Source organism: Polynucleobacter sp. AP-Melu-500A-A1, assembly GCF_018882125.1.
Taxonomy (GTDB): Bacteria; Pseudomonadota; Gammaproteobacteria; order Burkholderiales; family Burkholderiaceae; genus Polynucleobacter.
Genome location: NZ_JACVOZ010000004.1, coordinates 80,408 through 97,348, shown reverse-complemented (window position 1 = coordinate 97,348; position 16,941 = coordinate 80,408). Strand labels below are relative to the sequence as shown.

17 protein-coding genes are annotated in these 16,941 nt (G+C 45.0%); 8 read left to right on the top strand and 9 right to left on the bottom strand.

Annotated features, from left to right (window positions below; translation table 11 throughout):
• Positions 1-4 precede the first annotated feature (4 nt).
• Complete coding sequence (pcaF, locus tag ICN38_RS10060) at positions 5-1,207, top strand: 3-oxoadipyl-CoA thiolase (protein ID WP_216256960.1); 1,203 nt, start codon at positions 5-7, stop codon at positions 1,205-1,207.
• A gap of 12 nt (positions 1,208-1,219) precedes the next feature.
• The gene (locus tag ICN38_RS10055; protein WP_216256959.1) at positions 1,220-2,827 is read left to right on the top strand and encodes an MFS transporter; all 1,608 of its coding nucleotides are present in this window, start codon (positions 1,220-1,222) and stop codon (positions 2,825-2,827) included.
• Here ICN38_RS10055 and ICN38_RS10050 read toward each other — a convergent pair.
• From ICN38_RS10050 to ICN38_RS10040, 3 genes are read right to left on the bottom strand one after another with little or no spacing between them, the layout of a single operon-like run.
• Positions 2,824-3,792, bottom strand: a complete 969-nt coding sequence (locus ICN38_RS10050) for a tripartite tricarboxylate transporter substrate binding protein (RefSeq protein ID WP_216256958.1) — start codon at positions 3,790-3,792, stop codon at positions 2,824-2,826. The genes ICN38_RS10055 and ICN38_RS10050 overlap by 4 nt on opposite strands.
• Positions 3,789-5,000: a CaiB/BaiF CoA-transferase family protein gene (locus ICN38_RS10045; protein WP_216256957.1), complete on the bottom strand. Its 1,212-nt coding sequence runs from the start codon at positions 4,998-5,000 to the stop codon at positions 3,789-3,791. Before ICN38_RS10045 ends, ICN38_RS10050 begins: the two co-directional genes overlap by 4 nt.
• The gene (locus tag ICN38_RS10040; RefSeq protein WP_216256956.1) at positions 4,997-5,941 is read right to left on the bottom strand and encodes a hydroxymethylglutaryl-CoA lyase; all 945 of its coding nucleotides are present in this window, start codon (positions 5,939-5,941) and stop codon (positions 4,997-4,999) included. Before ICN38_RS10040 ends, ICN38_RS10045 begins: the two co-directional genes overlap by 4 nt.
• A 59-nt stretch (positions 5,942-6,000) precedes the next feature.
• Here ICN38_RS10040 and ICN38_RS10035 point away from each other — a divergent pair, with 59 nt between their 5' ends.
• From ICN38_RS10035 to ICN38_RS10010, 6 genes are all read left to right on the top strand, one after another.
• On the top strand, positions 6,001-6,717 hold the full coding sequence (locus ICN38_RS10035) for an IclR family transcriptional regulator (RefSeq protein WP_216256955.1): 717 nt from the start codon (positions 6,001-6,003) through the stop codon (positions 6,715-6,717).
• 53 nt (positions 6,718-6,770) lie between these two features.
• Positions 6,771-7,643 (top strand): CoA ester lyase, encoded by an 873-nt coding sequence (locus ICN38_RS10030; RefSeq protein WP_216256954.1) that lies wholly within the window; start codon positions 6,771-6,773, stop codon positions 7,641-7,643.
• Positions 7,644-7,661: 18 nt separating this feature from the next.
• A complete protein-coding gene (locus tag ICN38_RS10025) occupies positions 7,662-8,918 on the top strand; it encodes a U32 family peptidase (protein ID WP_370624395.1) in 1,257 nt (418 codons plus the stop codon).
• A 302-nt stretch (positions 8,919-9,220) separates the two neighbouring features.
• The gene (locus ICN38_RS10020; protein WP_216256953.1) at positions 9,221-9,439 is read left to right on the top strand and encodes a hypothetical protein; all 219 of its coding nucleotides are present in this window, start codon (positions 9,221-9,223) and stop codon (positions 9,437-9,439) included.
• Between the two features lie 69 nt (positions 9,440-9,508).
• On the top strand, positions 9,509-10,180 hold the full coding sequence (locus tag ICN38_RS10015) for an alpha/beta hydrolase (protein ID WP_255562816.1): 672 nt from the start codon (positions 9,509-9,511) through the stop codon (positions 10,178-10,180).
• A gap of 32 nt (positions 10,181-10,212) precedes the next feature.
• Complete coding sequence (locus ICN38_RS10010; RefSeq protein ID WP_216256951.1) at positions 10,213-10,830, top strand: SOS response-associated peptidase; 618 nt, start codon at positions 10,213-10,215, stop codon at positions 10,828-10,830.
• Here the strand turns inward: ICN38_RS10010 and msrQ are convergent.
• The 6 genes from msrQ to ICN38_RS09980 form a co-directional block, all read right to left on the bottom strand.
• Positions 10,827-11,372 carry a protein-methionine-sulfoxide reductase heme-binding subunit MsrQ gene (msrQ, locus tag ICN38_RS10005; protein ID WP_255562815.1) on the bottom strand — a complete coding sequence of 182 codons (546 nt, stop codon included), beginning with the start codon at positions 11,370-11,372 and terminating at the stop codon, positions 10,827-10,829. The genes ICN38_RS10010 and msrQ overlap by 4 nt on opposite strands.
• Positions 11,373-11,502: 130 nt before the next feature.
• Positions 11,503-13,728 carry a xanthine dehydrogenase family protein molybdopterin-binding subunit gene (locus ICN38_RS10000; RefSeq protein ID WP_216256949.1) on the bottom strand — a complete coding sequence of 742 codons (2,226 nt, stop codon included), beginning with the start codon at positions 13,726-13,728 and terminating at the stop codon, positions 11,503-11,505.
• 10 nt (positions 13,729-13,738) lie between these two features.
• Positions 13,739-14,236: a (2Fe-2S)-binding protein gene (locus ICN38_RS09995; RefSeq protein ID WP_216256948.1), complete on the bottom strand. Its 498-nt coding sequence runs from the start codon at positions 14,234-14,236 to the stop codon at positions 13,739-13,741.
• Positions 14,237-14,326: 90 nt separating this feature from the next.
• The gene (locus tag ICN38_RS09990) at positions 14,327-15,094 is read right to left on the bottom strand and encodes a substrate-binding domain-containing protein (RefSeq protein WP_216256947.1); all 768 of its coding nucleotides are present in this window, start codon (positions 15,092-15,094) and stop codon (positions 14,327-14,329) included.
• The gene (locus ICN38_RS09985; protein ID WP_216256946.1) at positions 15,091-16,557 is read right to left on the bottom strand and encodes a hypothetical protein; all 1,467 of its coding nucleotides are present in this window, start codon (positions 16,555-16,557) and stop codon (positions 15,091-15,093) included. Before ICN38_RS09985 ends, ICN38_RS09990 begins: the two co-directional genes overlap by 4 nt.
• Positions 16,557-16,940, bottom strand: coding sequence for a hypothetical protein (locus ICN38_RS09980; RefSeq protein WP_216256945.1), 384 nt, complete (start codon positions 16,938-16,940; stop codon positions 16,557-16,559). The genes ICN38_RS09985 and ICN38_RS09980 overlap by 1 nt, the downstream gene beginning before the upstream one ends.
• Between the last annotated feature and the right edge of the window lies 1 nt (position 16,941).

Sequence of the window (16,941 nt, the reverse complement as noted above, 5' to 3'; positions counted from 1 at the left end):
CAATATGAACCCTGTATACATCTGCGATGCAATAAGAACTCCGATTGGCCGTTATGCTGGCTCATTATCTAGCGTGCGTGCTGATGACTTGGGTGCTATTCCAATCAAGGCATTGATGCAAAGAAACCCGCAAGTCAAATGGGATGAAGTAGACGAAGTCATTTATGGCTGCGCGAATCAAGCGGGAGAAGACAATCGCAATGTTGCTCGAATGAGCGCCTTGTTAGCAGGTCTCTCACCTCAGATTCCAGGCGCCACTATTAACCGCTTATGCGGTTCTGGTATGGATGCAGTCGGCACGGCTGCAAGAGCAATTGCTGCTGGTGAGATTGGCTTAGCGATTGCCGGAGGTGTTGAAAGTATGAGTCGCGCACCTTTTGTTATGGGCAAAGCAGATACGGCATTTTTAAGAAGTCAGTCTCTTCAAGATACCACAATCGGTTGGCGCTTTATCAATCCGCTGATGAAGAGCGCTCATGGCGTAGATTCCATGCCTGAAACTGCAGAAAATGTTGCCGATGATTACAAGATCAATCGAGCCGATCAGGATCAAATGGCTTTGAGAAGTCAAAATAAAGCAGCGGCATCACAAGTAAGTGGTCGCCTAGCAAAAGAAATTACACCAGTAATCATTCCCCAGAAAAAAGGGGATCCTATTGTTGTTTCTCAAGACGAGCATCCGCGCGCCACCACCATTGACGCCCTGAGCAAACTCAAGCCCATTGTTCGACCTGATGGCACAGTCACCGCAGGCAATGCATCTGGCGTCAATGATGGCGCATGTGCTCTATTGCTTGCTAGCGAAGATGCTGTAAAAAAGTATGGGCTTAAACCAAGAGCGAAGATTATCGGTATGGGGACTGCTGGAGTGCCCCCACGCATTATGGGCATTGGTCCTGCACCAGCCTCCCAAAAATTACTGAAGCGCTTAGGGATGAGCATCGATCAAATTGATGTCATCGAACTGAACGAAGCTTTCGCAGCGCAAGGCCTTGCAACCCTACGTGAGTTAGGCGTAGCCGATGATGATGCCCGGGTAAATCCAAACGGTGGCGCAATTGCATTGGGACATCCCTTAGGTATGAGTGGTGCACGCCTCATCACAACAGCCTTAGTCGAGTTAGAAGAAAAGCAAAAACGCTTTGCACTTTGCACTATGTGTATTGGCGTGGGTCAAGGTATTGCAATGGTGATAGAGCGCGTTTAAGCAGCATTCGTCATGAAGCCATTACCTACCCAATCCTTAATATCTGAGGGATGGCTTGCGCCTTTAAGGCATACAGTATTTCGGTCTCTCTGGTTGGTTTGGTTAACAGCCAATATTTGCATGTGGATGAACGATGTGGCCGCAGCATGGACCATGACTTCATTAACTACTTCTGCAACTTTGATTGCTTTGGTTCAAACCGCATCGAGCTTGCCTGTTTTGCTGCTTGGTGTACCTAGCGGCGCGATGGCAGACATCATTAACCGCAAGCACTACTTTGTATTTGCGCAAATTTGGTTAGCTACCAATGCAACCGCTTTGATGCTGTCTTTAGCATTTGGAGTGTTAAGCCCTTATCTATTGCTCTTTCTAACATTTACCAATGGTATCGGTTTGGCAATGCGTTGGCCAATCTTTGCAGCAATCGTTCCTGAAATTGTTCCGCGTGAGTCACTCTCTTCAGCATTAGCACTCAATGCCATTGCAATGAATACCTCTAGGATTGTTGGCCCATTAACCGCTGGAGCCATTATTGCCACTGCCGGTAGTACTTATGTGTTTGCATTAAATATGGTTTTATCCCTCATCACCACAGTGGTTGTGATGCGTTGGAAATATCAAAACTATGTCAGCACATTGCCTGGTGAGCGCTTTGTAGGAGCCATGCGGGTAGGTATGCAATATGCATGGCAGTCTAATCGGATGCGCACGATTATTGGTCGTGCTTTTTTATTCTTCTTTCAGTCCACTGGCCTGATTGCCTTATTGCCAGTGATAGCTAAAACGCATTTTCAAGGGGATGCGCATACCTTCACCCTCTTACTTGCTTCTCTTGGTCTGGGGGCAATCATCGCAGGCTCGCAATTGCCACGTTTGAGAAAATATCTCAAATCAAGCGACCTGATTACCTATGGCTTAATCACCCTCACAATTGCCTCTACCGGAGTAGTGCTGGCACCAGACTTATGGCTTGGATCACTACTCATGATGGTCTGTGGTGTCGCATGGATTAGTGTTGCCAACTCTTTAACCACCTCAGCCCAACTTACTCTACCTGGCTGGGTCAGAGCAAGAGGAATGTCGATTTATCAAATGGGTCTAATGGGAGGAAGTGCCTTAGGCGCAGCTGTCTGGGGAAAGTTAGCCGATGAGTATGGCGTTGTCACTAGCGTTTTTCTTAGCTCTGTTTTTGGATTGATTGCGCTATTTTTGATTCGCAAGCATCGTATTGACAAACATCCCTTAGAAGATTTCACACCCGTTTGTCCAATCGAGCGCCCCCATCCTGTGGCTGATGTTGATTTGCAAGCAGGGCCTGTCATGATCTCGATTACTTATCAAATCCTCCCCGAAAAATCTGAGGAATTTAAAAAGCTCATGGGGCAAGCGAGAAAATCACGCTTAAGGCAAGGTGCTCTTTCGTGGAGTCTCTTTGAAGATGCTGAACAGCCTGGAAGATTTGTAGAAGACTTTGTATTTGAAACATGGGCTGACTACTTAAGAAGATTTGATCGATTTACGGCTGAAGACCTGAAGATGCAAGAGGAGCGTCACCATTATCATATTGACGAACACCCCCCGAAAATTACCAGGCGTGTTGCATCTGTAATTCAGGATTAATCTAATTTAATCCCTGCGGCCTTCACTGCAGCATCCCATTCCTGCTGCTCAGCCCGAATGTATTTCATGACTGTTGCTGGGTCTCCATACATCGGTGAACTTGCTTCATCTTGAAGCTTGCTAATGAGCATTGGATTCTTGAGCGCTTTTTGTACTGCCTCATTGATTTTTTTAATCACCTCTTGAGGTGTGCCCGCTGGAGCGACAACGATTTTCCAATCAGTTGCCTCAAACCCTTTGTAACCCTCTTCACTGATCGATGGAACTTTAGAGAGTATTGCAACTCGATTAGCTGAGGTGACAGCTAATGCTCTAAGCTTCCCTCCAGAAATCATTCCCAATACTGACTGAGGTGTTGCAAACATAAAGTCAGTTTGCCCACCAATGAGATCGGTAATGGCAGGTGCAGCTCCCTTATAAGGAATATAGGAAACGATATAGCCTGCTTTATTTGCCAACATCTCACCACCAATATGCCCTACTGTGCCAGCCCCCGCAGTTGCCTGCTTATAAAAATCAGGTTTCGCTTTTGCTGCTTTAATCAAATCTCCTAGCGACTTCCAGGGAGAATTTGCAGTCACCACTAGCACCATCGGCACCTCAGCTACAAATGCCACCGGCACAAGATCATTGACTGCATCAAAGGGCATCTTGGACATTAAAGCGGGATTGATTGCTAGGTTAGAGGTTTGACCCATGCCCAAGGTATAGCCATCAGACTTTGCTTTTGCCACCAAGCCCATCCCAATATTGCCACCCGCACCAGGCTTGTTATCTACTAAGATCGTCCACTTTAAATCGGTGGATATTTTATCAGCAAGCATCCGCCCTACGGTGTCAGTTCCTCCGCCAGGAGTATAGGGAATAATGAGTTTGATGGGCTTATCAGGGTAGCTTTGAGCGAAGCTGGAAGCAGATAGCGCACAAAATATATATGCGATAAATAGCGCACATATTTTTCTCATGCAATTGCTCCGTCAGATGACAGTTTCCTAATGTCATCCTCGCTATACCCAAGTTCCTTCAGAATTTCTTGGGTTTGCTCACCAGACTTTGGTGGATTTAGGCGTATACCCAATCTTTTGCCGTTCATCATGAGGGGCATTAAAGGAGTTGATGTTTGTGTTCCTGCTTTTGGACCATCCGTTAAGGTAATGGGAGCCAATCCTCCAGTAGCGATGAGATGAGGATCTTCAAATAATTGCTCTGGTCTAGTAATGGGCGCAAACGGTAAGCCATTCTCTTCAAAAATGGTGGTGATTTCTTTTGCAGTCAATTGCGCCAGTCGATTCTTAATGTCGGGAATCAAAGTAGATCTTGCCTGAACACGTTGATTATTGAGCTTTAAGGCCGGATCCTGATATAAATCTGCAAAACCAAATGCCTCGCAGAAAATTTTCCACTGGGTATCAGTCACAACTGCCAAAAAGATCTTTTCTCCATTGGCCACTTCAAAAACATCATAAATAGCCCAAGCAGAAATGCGGCTTGGCATTGGTTTGGCTGCCTTACCCGTCACTGCATATTGCATCATGTGCTGCCCAACCAAAAATACATTGTTCTCAAATAATGAACTTTGAATTTCCTGACCCTCGTCAGTCAGCTCTCGCTGTCTTAATGCCGCCATCACACCGATTGCCCCAAAGACACCGCCCATAATGTCGTTAACTGATGAGCCTGCGCGCAGAGGGCGATCCTCGGGTCCCGTCATATAAGCAAGGCCACCCATCATCTGCACCACCTCATCCAACGCAGTGCGATGATCATAGGGTCCTGGTAAAAAACCTTTATGAGATACGTAGATCAACTTTGGATTTATCTTTTTGAGCGTCTCATAATCTAAACCCAACTTCGCCATCGTGCCAGGTTTAAAGTTCTCACTCAATACATCCGCAGTAGAAACTAATTTTCTGACTAACTCCATGCCTGCGGGAGTCTTCATGTCCACTGCAATACTTTTCTTATTACGATTAAACATCGGAAAAAATCCTGCACCAGAACCGATTAAATTTCTGGTTTTATCACCATCAATCGGTTCAACCTTAATTACCTCTGCCCCTAAGTCAGCCAAAATCATTCCGCAGGTAGGTCCCATCACCATATGCGTAAACTCGACTACCCGAATCCCTGCATAGGGAAGATCATTTTGGGAAAGTGGTTTGTTCACACTCATGAGTAGACGGACTGGCTAGCAGGTACAAATCCTTTGGGCGTCCCCGCTTCAGGAACCATGCCATAAATTGACTCATTAGGAAGGCCCGCCTGTAATGGTTGGCGCGCTTCAAATAAGAGATCTAGATTGATGCCCGTCTTAATTCCCATTGCCTCAAACATAAATACCAAATCCTCAGTCACGACATTGCCAGAAGCGCCGGGAGCATATGGACACCCACCCAGACCTCCCATGGAGGAATCAAAAGAAGTGACACCCTCTTCATAGGCCGCCAAGCAATTTGCTAAACCAAGTCCACGCGTATTGTGCAAATGTGCTGCGCCAGCTTTATTACCGATGGCCGCTTTTAAACGCTTAAATAATCTTTTGATTTGTGCAGGGTTGGCATAACCTGTTGTATCCGAAAGACCAGATTCGTCCGCGCCCGCTGCGATGACTTGCTCTGCCAACCAAATGACATCATCCTCGGGCACTAATCCTTGCAATGTACATCCAAAAGCCGTGGCAATGCCAGCTTCTAACTTTACTTGAGGTGCATACTCATTTCGGAATGCAGCAATTTTTTTAACCTCTTCAATCATTTCTTCACGAGTCTTGCGAACATTTGCTAAAGAATGAGCGGCGCTGGCAGATACGGGTAGAGTGATCTTATGTACTCCAGCTGTAATGGCTGATTGAGCACCTTTTAAATTGGGCACTAATGCCATGACCGTTAAGCCCGGCAAAGTCTTTGCATGCTCGACTACTTGGGCAGCATCAGCCATTTGGGGCAGTAGCTTGGCTGGGACGAATGAGGCAACCTCAATTTCTCGAATGCCTGCTCTGTACAGAGCATCAATCCATACCTTTTTTTGGGCTGTAGGCATGATGGATTTGATGGATTGCAAACCATCTCTTGGCCCTACTTCACTGATCAAAACATCGGTTGACGCGGAATTCATTAAGTTCTATCCTATAGAATATAGTTCTATTATTAAAACATAATCAGCGAAGACTGTCGATGCCCAAAAAATCTAACAAGCAAGGCGAAGATAAAATCGCACTCGCTGTATCTGGAGTGGCTGCCGTAGATAAAGCCTTAGCGGTATTGCGTCTGTTTTCTTCCAAAAATCTGGAGCTTTCTTTAAATGAAATCTCTGAAGCTACAGGTTTATACAAAAGCACTGCTATAAGAATGCTCGCTTCCTTAAGTAATGCCATGTTGGTATTAAAACGTTCCGATGGTCTTTATGTATTAGGGCCTGCGATCGCTTCTCTCAATGCAGGCTATCAACATCAACAATCCCTCGAGACCGTAGTCACCCCCATCTTAGAGTCCCTCATGAAATCTACTCATGAGAGTGCGGCATTTCATGTACGGCAAGGGGAGAAACGACTCTGCCTATACCGCGTAGACTCCAAGCAAGCCTTGAGAGACCATGTCAAAGTCGGTGATCTATTGCCAATTGATAAAGGTGCTGGAGGTAAGGTGTTAAGAGCATTTGAGGGTGCCCCTGGTAAAGCATTTACTCAGATACGCGATGACATGGGGATCGCCATTTCAGGAGACAGGATCAAAGAAATTTCCGGGATCTCTTCCCCAGTATTTAGTGCAGAGGGATTCATCGGGGTTATTACGCTCACGATGCCAACGTATCGCTTTGACCCAAAACAGATGTCCATTGTTAAAGCAAGTGCCAAAAAATTGACCGAGCTTCTCGGTGGCAAATTTAATTAGCCCTTTCCGTTATGATGCCCTTTCTTCTTTCACTCCTCTCTCGCTAAATTTTGATGATGAATTCCAGTCGACCTAGACGCTCAGTGCTGTATATGCCTGGCGCCAATACCAGGGCCCTTGAAAAAGCCAAATCGCTTGCAGCAGATTCGCTGATTTTAGATTTAGAGGATGCTGTTGCACCCGATGCAAAAGCAGCAGCACGCAATAATATTCATGCAGCTCTCGAGTCTGGATTTGGCTATCGTGAAGCCGTTGTCAGAATCAATGGCTTAAATACCCAATGGGGTATAGATGACTTAAAATTTTTTGCACACAGTAAAGCGGATGCAATTTTGCTACCTAAGGTTGAGTCAGCCGCGCAAATTCAAGAGCTAGTAAACCTGCTGAAGCAAATGAATCCATCACACAAGCTCACTATCTGGGCCATGATTGAAACCCCTATGGCGATATTGAAGCTTCCTGAAATTTGTAGTGCCCACCCCTTACTAGAAACTTTAGTTCTGGGAACTTCTGATCTTGTAAAAGATTTGCATGCTCGGCACACACCAGGAAGGGTTGAGTCATTAACCGCGCTTTCCCTTGCTGTTTTAGCTGCAAGAGCCCATCAACTATGTGTGCTCGATGGCGTTCATCTTTCCCTAGATGATGAGTCCGATCTCATCGCCTCCTGCATCCAAGGGCGCGATATGGGCTTTGATGGCAAAACCCTGATTCATCCAAATCAAATCAAGGCTGCTAATGAGCACTTTGGCCCCTCCCCACTAGAAATAGATGAAGCCAAGCAAAGAATTGCAGCTTATGAAGCAGCAATTAGCTCGGGCGCAGGCATAGCAGTTTTAAACGGTAAATTGATAGAAGAGCTTCATATCCAGGATGCCAAGCGGATTCTGACCCTAGCAGAGGCTATCGATTCATTTAATCGCTAAAACTCATAAAATAAGCAGATGATGAAAATACCAGAACTTCTTGCCCCTGCCGGTAGCCTCAATATGCTCCAGACCGCCTTTCATTTTGGCGCTGATGCCATCTATGCAGGTCAACCCCGCTACTCCCTTCGCGTTCGCAATAACGATTTTGGAAAGATGGAAGTTCTCCAAGAGGGTATTGATACTGCCCATGCACTTGGTAAAAAGTTTTACCTCGTTTCAAATGTGCTACCTCATGGCGGCAAGACTCGCACATATATTAAAGATATGTCTTCAGTCATTGACTTAAAGCCAGATGCTTTAATCATGTCCGACCCCGGACTCATCATGATGGCAAGAGAAGCTTGGCCAGATATGCCAATTCATTTATCGGTTCAAGCCAATACCGTGAATGGTGCTGCTGCCAAATTTTGGCGGTCTGTTGGAATTTCTAGAGTGATCCTATCTCGCGAACTTTCTTTTGATGAAATCGAAGAAGTCAGGCAGGACTGTCCAGAAATGGAATTAGAAGTCTTTGTCCATGGCGCTTTATGCATGGCTTACTCAGGACGTTGCCTTCTCTCAGGCTATATGTCTCATCGCGATCCCAATCAAGGCGCATGTACGAATGCCTGTCGTTGGGATTACAAAGTACTTCCCGCAGAAGAAGCGGCAAGCGGGGATGTCTTTCTATTAGAAGAAAGTGGCAAGCCTGGTGAACTCATGCCAATCGAAGAGGATGAGCATGGTACCTACATCATGAATTCCAAAGATCTGCGTGCGATTGAACATATTGAACGACTCACCAAAATGGGAGTGGACTCTTTCAAAATTGAGGGTCGTACTAAATCTCCATACTATGTCGCCCGTACTAGCCAAGCTTATCGCGCTGCCATTGATGATGCTGTTGCCGGTCGCCCACTGAACCCTGCCCTCTTAGGAAACCTTGAAGGTCTTGCTAACCGAGGTTATACCGATGGGTTCTATGAACGCCATCACGATAAAGAGTATCAACTCTATATGAGAGGTCACTCACTCTCTGGCCGCAGCATGTATGTGGGTGAAGTAATTGAAATAGATCCTGTATTGGGACGAGTAAAAATAGATGTCAAAAATCGCTTTGCTGTTGGCGATAAGTTAGAAATTTTGGAATCTACTGAAAATCAAGACATTACTCTTGAGGCAATGTGGAATACAAAAGGTGAGCCAATTGAAGTAGCCCCTGGATCGGGGCATTTTGTCTGGATTGAACTCAAACCCAAAGGCGACAAAATATTTATTGCTCGCTATATCTAAGGATTTGAGATCAGGTTGCAAGCTTAATATCGGCAGCATCAAGTTTCACATTTGCTAGCCCTCTTAAATGATGCATTGCACAATATTTTTATTGATTTGATCAAACGATAAATTTTTGTATCAAACGCTAGAAATTGCACTAATACAGTGCCTAAAAATATACTTCCTATGTATCTCTCTGCACCAAGCCTTTTGCTTAAAGGTCTAGCAGTGTAGTGATGCCATTACCCAGGATGGTGCGCATCATTTCCAAATTGTGCAAGGGAAAAAGTAGCATCAATTTTTAGAACCTATGATGAGCCATGCTTATCAAAATCACCAAAAATCAGGCAGCCGATGCCCAAGAGTACATCCCTAATGAAGGTTCGGTGACACTTTTTCCTGCTGGCGAGTATCTAGCTAATCTAACGCCTGATGGAAAAATTGAGATCCTCGTCACGAGGCAACTCAAAGCCTTATTCTCTTTCTCTCAATTCAGAGAAAAGGTTTCTCAGGGAGACTTCGTGGTTCTGGAGAACTAATCTATCGCAGTATTAGGCCTACTCCTAATACAATGATCAATCCATAATCACTAGCGGATGATCACCAGCATGCTGCCTTGCATTGAACTTGAAACTGCACCCAATCCCACTTGCTCAGTCATTTGGCTGCATGGCCTAGGGGCTGATGGTAACGATTTTGTACCCATCATTCCTGAGTTGCATCTCCCTGAGAATCCTGCAATTCGTTTTATCTTTCCAAGCGCTCCAAGCATACCTGTGACTGTGAATGGCGGCTATGTCATGCCAGCCTGGTATGACATCATTGGCAGAAATCTCATGGATCAAGAAGATAGTGAAGGCATCAAACGTTCAGCTAAATCTATTGTAGAACTCATTGAGAGGGAAGTTCAGCGTGGCATTGCTTATCAAAATATTGTCCTTGTGGGATTTTCTCAAGGCTGCGCGATGGCGCTTTATATTGGCTTGCGCTTACCCCATCCACTTGCCGGCATTATTGCCCTTTCAGGTTACCTGCCGCTAGCTATGTCGCTAAATCTTGAAAAGCACCCAGCCAACCAAAGTACTCCCATCTTTATGGCACATGGCACTTATGATCCTGTTGTAGCCTTAGACCGTGCTCAAGCCTCCCATGCTCTATTAGAAAAATTAGGCTACCAGGTAGACTGGAATGAATATCCAATGGAGCATTCTGTGAATCACGAAGAGCTTGGTGATATCTCTCGATTTTTACAAACAGTGCTACCTAAAAGTACTACCTAAAGCGTAAAACATCAGGCAGAATATTTTTAGCGATGTGCGTTCAATACCTCACTAGCGTTAACGTTGAATGGGTCAAGAGCCACTTTGACTTGGAACTTCCAAGCTCAGCAGTACATGATGTTTTTCCCACTTATCCTGGACCGATCGTTCTGAAAAGTCATAACACCGAACGCACTGCAATTGGACTGGCACGCTTTGGCTTAATTCCCTCATGGGCAAAGGATGGGAATTTCGGCAGAAAAACTTATAACGCAAGGGCAGAAACGGTTTCTGAGAAACCATCCTATAAAAATGCTTGGCTTAAGCGACATTACGCATTAGCAATAGCCGATGCATTTTATGAGCCCAATTATGAAATCGGTAAAGCAGTTCGTACCAGAATTAGACAAACGAATGGTGAGCCGATGGGAATTGCCTCTATCTGGGATACCTGGACCGAACCCGAAACGGGAGAATTAATAGTGACATTTTCTATGCTCACTATCAATGCTGATGAACACCCCCTCATGAATCGTTTTCATAAACCGGAAGAGGAAAAACGAACTATCGTGCCCCTAAAGCCCGAGTTATTTCATGATTGGTTAAATGCCACTCCAGATACAGCAAGAGACCTTCTCAGTCTTTCCTCAATACCGGAACTGACGTTCTAAGTAGATTTTTTAAAATACTGCTTAATCTTAGGTACTCTCAAGGTAAGAAGTAGTAATAGGACGAGGGCATAAATTGCCACAGTTCCAACATCATTCTTGCCTGCTTTATGCCACCAGTAATGCGCAATAACTGTGCAAGCGATGACATACACTAATTTGTGTAACACGCTCCAATATTTACCTAGGCTACGAACAGCCCAATGATTGGAGGTCAGCGCTAATGGTATTAACAAAACAAAGCTGATAAAGCCCATTGTAATAAATGGCCTATCCATGACATCCTTTAACATCGCATGCAAATCAAAGTTCTGATCAAGCCAAAGCCAAATTAAAAAATGGATAGATGCATAAAAAAAGCAAAAGAGGCCAAACATCCGCCGCATCTTGATCCATATTGTCCAAGTAGTCAGGAGGCGTAATGGGGTCATTGCCAAAGTAATGCATAAAAATACTAAGGCCCAGGTTCCTGTCGAGCGTGTTATCCACTCCACCGGATTGGCACCTAAGTCATCGTGCATCCCAAGCCAAACAAGACGAATCATGGGCAACAACGAAAGGATAAAGAAACTAGGCTTTAAATAAGACATGAGACATATTAGACGACTTACGTTTAAAGATATCGGAATAAGAAAAAGCCACCTTGCGGTGGCTTTCACAGAAATCAAACTACGATTAAGCTAAACTCAATCCCTCTTTATACAGCGGGAAGTTTCGTACTGGCCTGCCAATTGCTGCAGAAATAGCATTTGCCACGGCGGGACCGACCACACAAATCGTCGGCTCTCCTACACCACCCCAAAAATCATAAGTAGATACGAGCACAGTTTCGATGCGTGGCGTAGATGCAAGCTTGAGCAAAGGATAAGAATCTAGGTTTTGCTCCTTGATGCGGCCATTCTCAACGGTAATCTCGGGATTAAAAATTGCCCCTAAGGCCATAGCAACTGAGCCTTCAATTTGCTCACGTGTGAGATAAGGATTCACGATGTGGCCAGCATTTAATGCAAATACCAATCGATTGATCTTCACGATATTGTTTTGTACTGATACTTCTGCAACGCATGCGGAGTAGCTGGCATAACCCATAAACTGAGCCACACCTCTAAAGTGACCAGCAGGCAATGGTTTTTCCCAGTTCGCTTTTTTGGCCGCAGCATTTAAGACGCCTAAATGCTTGGGATGACTTTGCATTAAGGCTTGTCTAAATTGGACAGGGTCTTTGCCCGCAGCTTTGGCACACTCATCCATAAAGCACTCCATGAAGATGCCATTTTGGTTTGTGTTTACGCCGCGCCATGGCCCAACAGGCACATGGGTGTTCTTCATAACGTATTCCGTTAGTAAAGTGGGGAAGGTGTATCCCAACTGAGCATCCGGACCTTTTTCATAAAAGCCCTGAAGTTGGCGCTCATCCTTACCGTCTTTGATAGATTGAGGTGATGCTAGCGCATTAATGGATTGACCAGCTACTTTAATATGCATACCCGTAACATTACCGGAGCCATCAAGACCAGCAGTCATTTTTGCCATCGCTATCGGATGGTAAAAATCGTGCGTCATATCTTCCTCACGGCTCCACAGGACTTTGACAGGTACTCCAGGATAGGCTTGGGCTACCTTAGCGGCATATCTGACAAAGTCTTGCGTAGAACCACGACGACCTAGACCACAACCTGAATCTAATTTATAGACTTCACACTTTTCCAGCGGGAAACCAGTGGCCTCAGATAGCGCAGCAAAAGATCCTTCCCCATTTTGCGTTGGGACCCATGCTTCTGCGCGATCACCTGTAATCTTCACAGTGGCATTCATCGGCTCCATGGTGACGTGAGCACGAAATGGTGTGTAGTAAATGGCCTCTACTTTTTTGGCAGATCCAGAAATCGCTGCAGGTGCGTTCCCCTCTTTACGTTGCCAGAAATCACCTTGCTCATCTAATCCATCGCGCATTAATGTATAGATGTCAGCTTGCGAAACATTCGCACCCTTACCTTCATTCCATACAATAGGTAAAACATCTAAGGCAGTCTTGGCACGCCACCAGGTATCTGCAACCAATGCCACAGTATCGTCATTGATCCTAACAACGCCTTTAACGCCGCGAAGGTTTTTGACTTTAGACTCGTCATAACTTACTAACTTTCCACCAAATACAGGGCATGATTTCACAGCGGCGCAAAGCATGCCAGGGAGCTGTAAATCTGCACCGTATACCTTTGTGCCATTAACCTTATTGGCTGTATCGATACGTGCATATGGCTGTCCAGCCACCTTCCACGCTCTAGGATCTTTTAAGGTGATGGATTTTGGATCAGGCGGAGTTAAAGTTGAAGCCAGCTCAGCCACTTTTCCATAAGTAGTTTTACGTCCTGTTGGAACATGAGTGATCACACCCTTATCAACCACTAATTCACTAACGGGAACATTCCACTGATTGGCAGCAGCCTGAACGAGCATGATGCGTGCAGCTGCTGCACCACGACGAACGTAGTCTTCAGAAATCCGGATTCCACGGCTACCACCGGTGCCATGCTCGCCCCAAACGCGCTTGCGTACCAAGCTTTGCCCTGGGGTAGCAGATTGTGTTTTAACTTTTTTCCAGTTGCACTCCAACTCTTCGGTCACTAACTGCGCCAGACCAGTACGCGTGCCTTGGCCCATTTCGGAGCGGGCGATTCTGATAAATACAGTCTCATCTGGTTTAATGCTGACCCATGCATTGACCTCGGCTTCACCAAATTGTGTTGGTGTATTGGGATCATATTTACTATCTGCTTGTGCAAAAGCGAGCTCAGGTAATGCGCCTATTCCCAGCATCAAGCCGCCACCTACCACGGTACCCTTGATAATAAAATCGCGACGAGAAACGTTTTCTAAAGTCTTGTTCTGTATGTTCATGATCTTTCCCTTAACCACGGGTCGCTAGAGAAGCGTCGTATTGTGCGAGGACATCTGCTAATTTTTTCTGCCCAGATGCCACATGTATACCATCCCGTATCTTTTGATAAGTACCGCAACGACATACATTGGACATTGCATTATCAATATCAGCATCGGTTGGCTTCGGATTTTTCTTGAGTAAGGCGGCGGCTGCCATTACTTGACCTGATTGGCAATATCCACACTGAGGAACATCCAATGCAATCCAAGCTTTTTGAACTGGATGAGAATTATCTTTAGAGAGCGCTTCAATCGTAGTAATTTTAGCTGCTCCAACAGAGGACACTGGCACCGAACAGGAGCGCACTGGCTCACCATTCATATAAACAGTGCAGGCACCGCATTGAGCAACGCCGCATCCATACTTTGTTCCTGTTAAGCCAACGACCTCGCGAATTGCCCAAAGTAAAGGCATATTCGGCTCTACATCAATATTATGAATTTGACCATTAATGGTTAATTGCATTCCTATCTCCTTTGTCTATTTTGAATATGTTTTTATTGTTTTAGATGACTATAAATCATTATTGGCGCAAAGATCAGACCCTCGAATTCATCAAGGCTTTCCGACTGGACGCAGGCCGTTATCAGTAAAAACCCTAGAACCCCAAGCCGATTGCATCAAGGCAATCAATGGAGCCAGTTGTGCCTGATCCGGATCTTTACACCATAGAGAATAGCGAGTGGCGAGCTCAATATCCCTTGGAAAAGGGCCCAATAAACTTTCGGGCCAGGCTTGCATGATTTCGCTCACCTGAGTAATGCCCAGCTCCACCTTTTTTGCTTTGACCAACTTCATTGTCTCTACACCATCAGGAGCCAAAATTGCTTTCGCCATCACTTCTTTTTCAATACCGAGCTGCTGTATTAAGGATTGAAAATATCGGCCAACTGTCGCGCCTCTGGCTGGATCTGAGAACGCAATACTGCGCGCATTTAATAGTACAGTTCTTAACTGCTCGCTAGTATTGATGGCTTGCTTTACCCTGCCAGAAGTTGCAATACCAGCAACAGTATCTGCAAGCGCAATAAGATCTGAAGCTTTCAATCTTCCCGTCTTTAATGCTTCATTCATTCTAGATTCAGTGGTGATCAAGCATGTACTGTTGGCATCCTCGAAAAAATGCTTCTCTGCCGCACCAGCAGTATCAAAAGAATTGATCACTCGATCACCGGTATTTAAGCCATTGAAGGCGGCAGCAAATTGCAACATGGGGAGCTTTACACCAGCAGCTGAATAGATCCGAAATTCTTTTGACCAGGCTGCGGATGAAAATAGACAAGTCCAAAAAAGAGCTAGTAATAGTAATTTTTTGGCCGTCATTTACCAATCCATATATTCAACAAAGAAAACTCAGACGAGGTCAGTGGCTCAGCGAGAATGATAAGACTCATCATCGTCAGCAAAATCATAAAAATGGTTTGTGGGATAGTCATGAAGGTCGCAGATTTTGCCGATGGGCTAATACGCATAGCATATGCATGCGTTAATACCAAAGCAATCACATGCCCAAGAATAATTGAACATACTGCCAGATACCAAATCTGACTAACATCAATTAGGCCAATAACCGGTCGATATTGGGCACCTCCAAAAAGATTCCAGCCGAGTCCAAGGGGATCAGAGATTAAAAAAATGATACTTTGACCTTGATTCAATAGGCTTGAGAAATTATGGGCAAAGAGATAGGCAATCGCTATGGGAATGAGTGGGCGTGAAAAAAGTTGAATGATCTGATTAATGGAGATCGATGACACAATTTGATGTGATACCCAGCAGGCGAAATAGTAAGCGCCAAAAAAAGCAAACCAAAGAGCGATCAAGCCAATAGTTCCTTCTAGGTAACCATTGCCTAGACTGGGGTCAAGCCCAATATTACTTAAAGCTTCTTGAAAAAATGGCCATGCACCACTCCCATGAATACCATCAAACAATACGATGATTAACATCGCAATAATGAAAGCTGTCAATCCCTTAGGTGCGTAATAGTGGTCCTCAGACAATAAAATTCCGCGTCCTGGCAGCCTTATAGTCACTCTTGATGGGTCCGCTTGAAAACCCAATACTCCGAACTCCCCGAGCAAATTAAAACAGATCGAGAAAAAATCAAATTGCTTAATCCATGCCGTTTTTCCAAATGCTGACATACCCAACATACTGACAATGGTCCAAATCAGAGCGAAGGTAGTAATCTTTTGAGGCACGAATGCAATTGGATAAACGACCTCCATCCACCCCCACGCTAACAGAAAGACAGTTGCGGGATAGACCCCCACTGCATCTGGTAAAGCAAGGATTGGAAAGCGTCTTTTTAAGCCGAGGTATTGCAAGACCTTATGAAGGTAATCAAACAATATGCTCCATGGATTTACGAGAGGCCAAAAATTTCCCACAAGTGAAATGCACAAGGAGAATCCAACCCACCAATTGATCCAAATAAAAGTTGGGGCTAAATTCATCAAGGGATTTTGGGGGCCGAAATATCCTGCTGCGATTACTACTACCAGTAGCAATAAACTCATTGCCTGAAAAAAATAGACTGGCCAACCAAGCAAAGTACTTTTAGGGATGGAAAAGGTGCGCTGCCCCTTCCACGTATCAAAGTAACTCCAATACTGTGTAGATATCAAAATGAGCAAAAAACTCAATCCCAGTATCATGGCACTACCAATGAGAAAAAATTCTAAGGGAATTGGCAGGTCATAGCGCTCATCAAAACTATGGGCACCCACGCCAAGTGGGATAAATAAAATACTGAATACTGAGCTAACGAGTAAGAAACGCACTAGTTCGGATAGACCTCTAGTAAAGCTAAGGGCTCAGAATGATGAATTCCTTTACCACGCTCACTCTCAGGATGCCACTCCACTCGATAACGGCCAGTAGCAGTGGCAGTAAATGAATACATAGTAGGTTTCTGCGCTTTAATGATCTGATCGATATGGTAGGCATGAATGTGGAGTTCACCATCTGCATCACTGAGAACTTTCCAGCGAATCTGATCACCCTTTTGCACTTTCATTAAGTAAGATCCTTTTGGAACCTTACCATTTTGAATATTCAACTCAAACTCCTTCTCTGCGGCCTGGCAAGTGAGCGCAGCGAGTATGAAGATACCCGCTAGCGCTAACCTCAGCAAATTCAGAGACTGTGAAGCGAAAGACCTCATT

Bases quoted from the DNA above. Each gene is read 5' to 3' on its own strand.
- pcaF (WP_216256960.1), top strand. From the start codon at position 5: ATGAACCCTGTATACATCTGCGATGCAATAAGAACTCCGATTGGCCGT.
- ICN38_RS10055 (WP_216256959.1), top strand. From the start codon at position 1,220: ATGAAGCCATTACCTACCCAATCCTTAATATCTGAGGGATGGCTTGCG.
- ICN38_RS10050 (WP_216256958.1), bottom strand. From the start codon at position 3,792: ATGAGAAAAATATGTGCGCTATTTATCGCATATATATTTTGTGCGCTA.
- ICN38_RS10045 (WP_216256957.1), bottom strand. From the start codon at position 5,000: ATGAGTGTGAACAAACCACTTTCCCAAAATGATCTTCCCTATGCAGGG.
- ICN38_RS10040 (WP_216256956.1), bottom strand. From the start codon at position 5,941: ATGAATTCCGCGTCAACCGATGTTTTGATCAGTGAAGTAGGGCCAAGA.
- ICN38_RS10035 (WP_216256955.1), top strand. From the start codon at position 6,001: ATGCCCAAAAAATCTAACAAGCAAGGCGAAGATAAAATCGCACTCGCT.
- ICN38_RS10030 (WP_216256954.1), top strand. From the start codon at position 6,771: ATGATGAATTCCAGTCGACCTAGACGCTCAGTGCTGTATATGCCTGGC.
- ICN38_RS10025 (WP_370624395.1), top strand. From the start codon at position 7,662: ATGATGAAAATACCAGAACTTCTTGCCCCTGCCGGTAGCCTCAATATG.
- ICN38_RS10020 (WP_216256953.1), top strand. From the start codon at position 9,221: ATGCTTATCAAAATCACCAAAAATCAGGCAGCCGATGCCCAAGAGTAC.
- ICN38_RS10015 (WP_255562816.1), top strand. From the start codon at position 9,509: ATGCTGCCTTGCATTGAACTTGAAACTGCACCCAATCCCACTTGCTCA.
- ICN38_RS10010 (WP_216256951.1), top strand. From the start codon at position 10,213: ATGTGCGTTCAATACCTCACTAGCGTTAACGTTGAATGGGTCAAGAGC.
- msrQ (WP_255562815.1), bottom strand. From the start codon at position 11,372: ATGATTCGTCTTGTTTGGCTTGGGATGCACGATGACTTAGGTGCCAAT.
- ICN38_RS10000 (WP_216256949.1), bottom strand. From the start codon at position 13,728: ATGAACATACAGAACAAGACTTTAGAAAACGTTTCTCGTCGCGATTTT.
- ICN38_RS09995 (WP_216256948.1), bottom strand. From the start codon at position 14,236: ATGCAATTAACCATTAATGGTCAAATTCATAATATTGATGTAGAGCCG.
- ICN38_RS09990 (WP_216256947.1), bottom strand. From the start codon at position 15,094: ATGACGGCCAAAAAATTACTATTACTAGCTCTTTTTTGGACTTGTCTA.
- ICN38_RS09980 (WP_216256945.1), bottom strand. From the start codon at position 16,940: ATGAGGTCTTTCGCTTCACAGTCTCTGAATTTGCTGAGGTTAGCGCTA.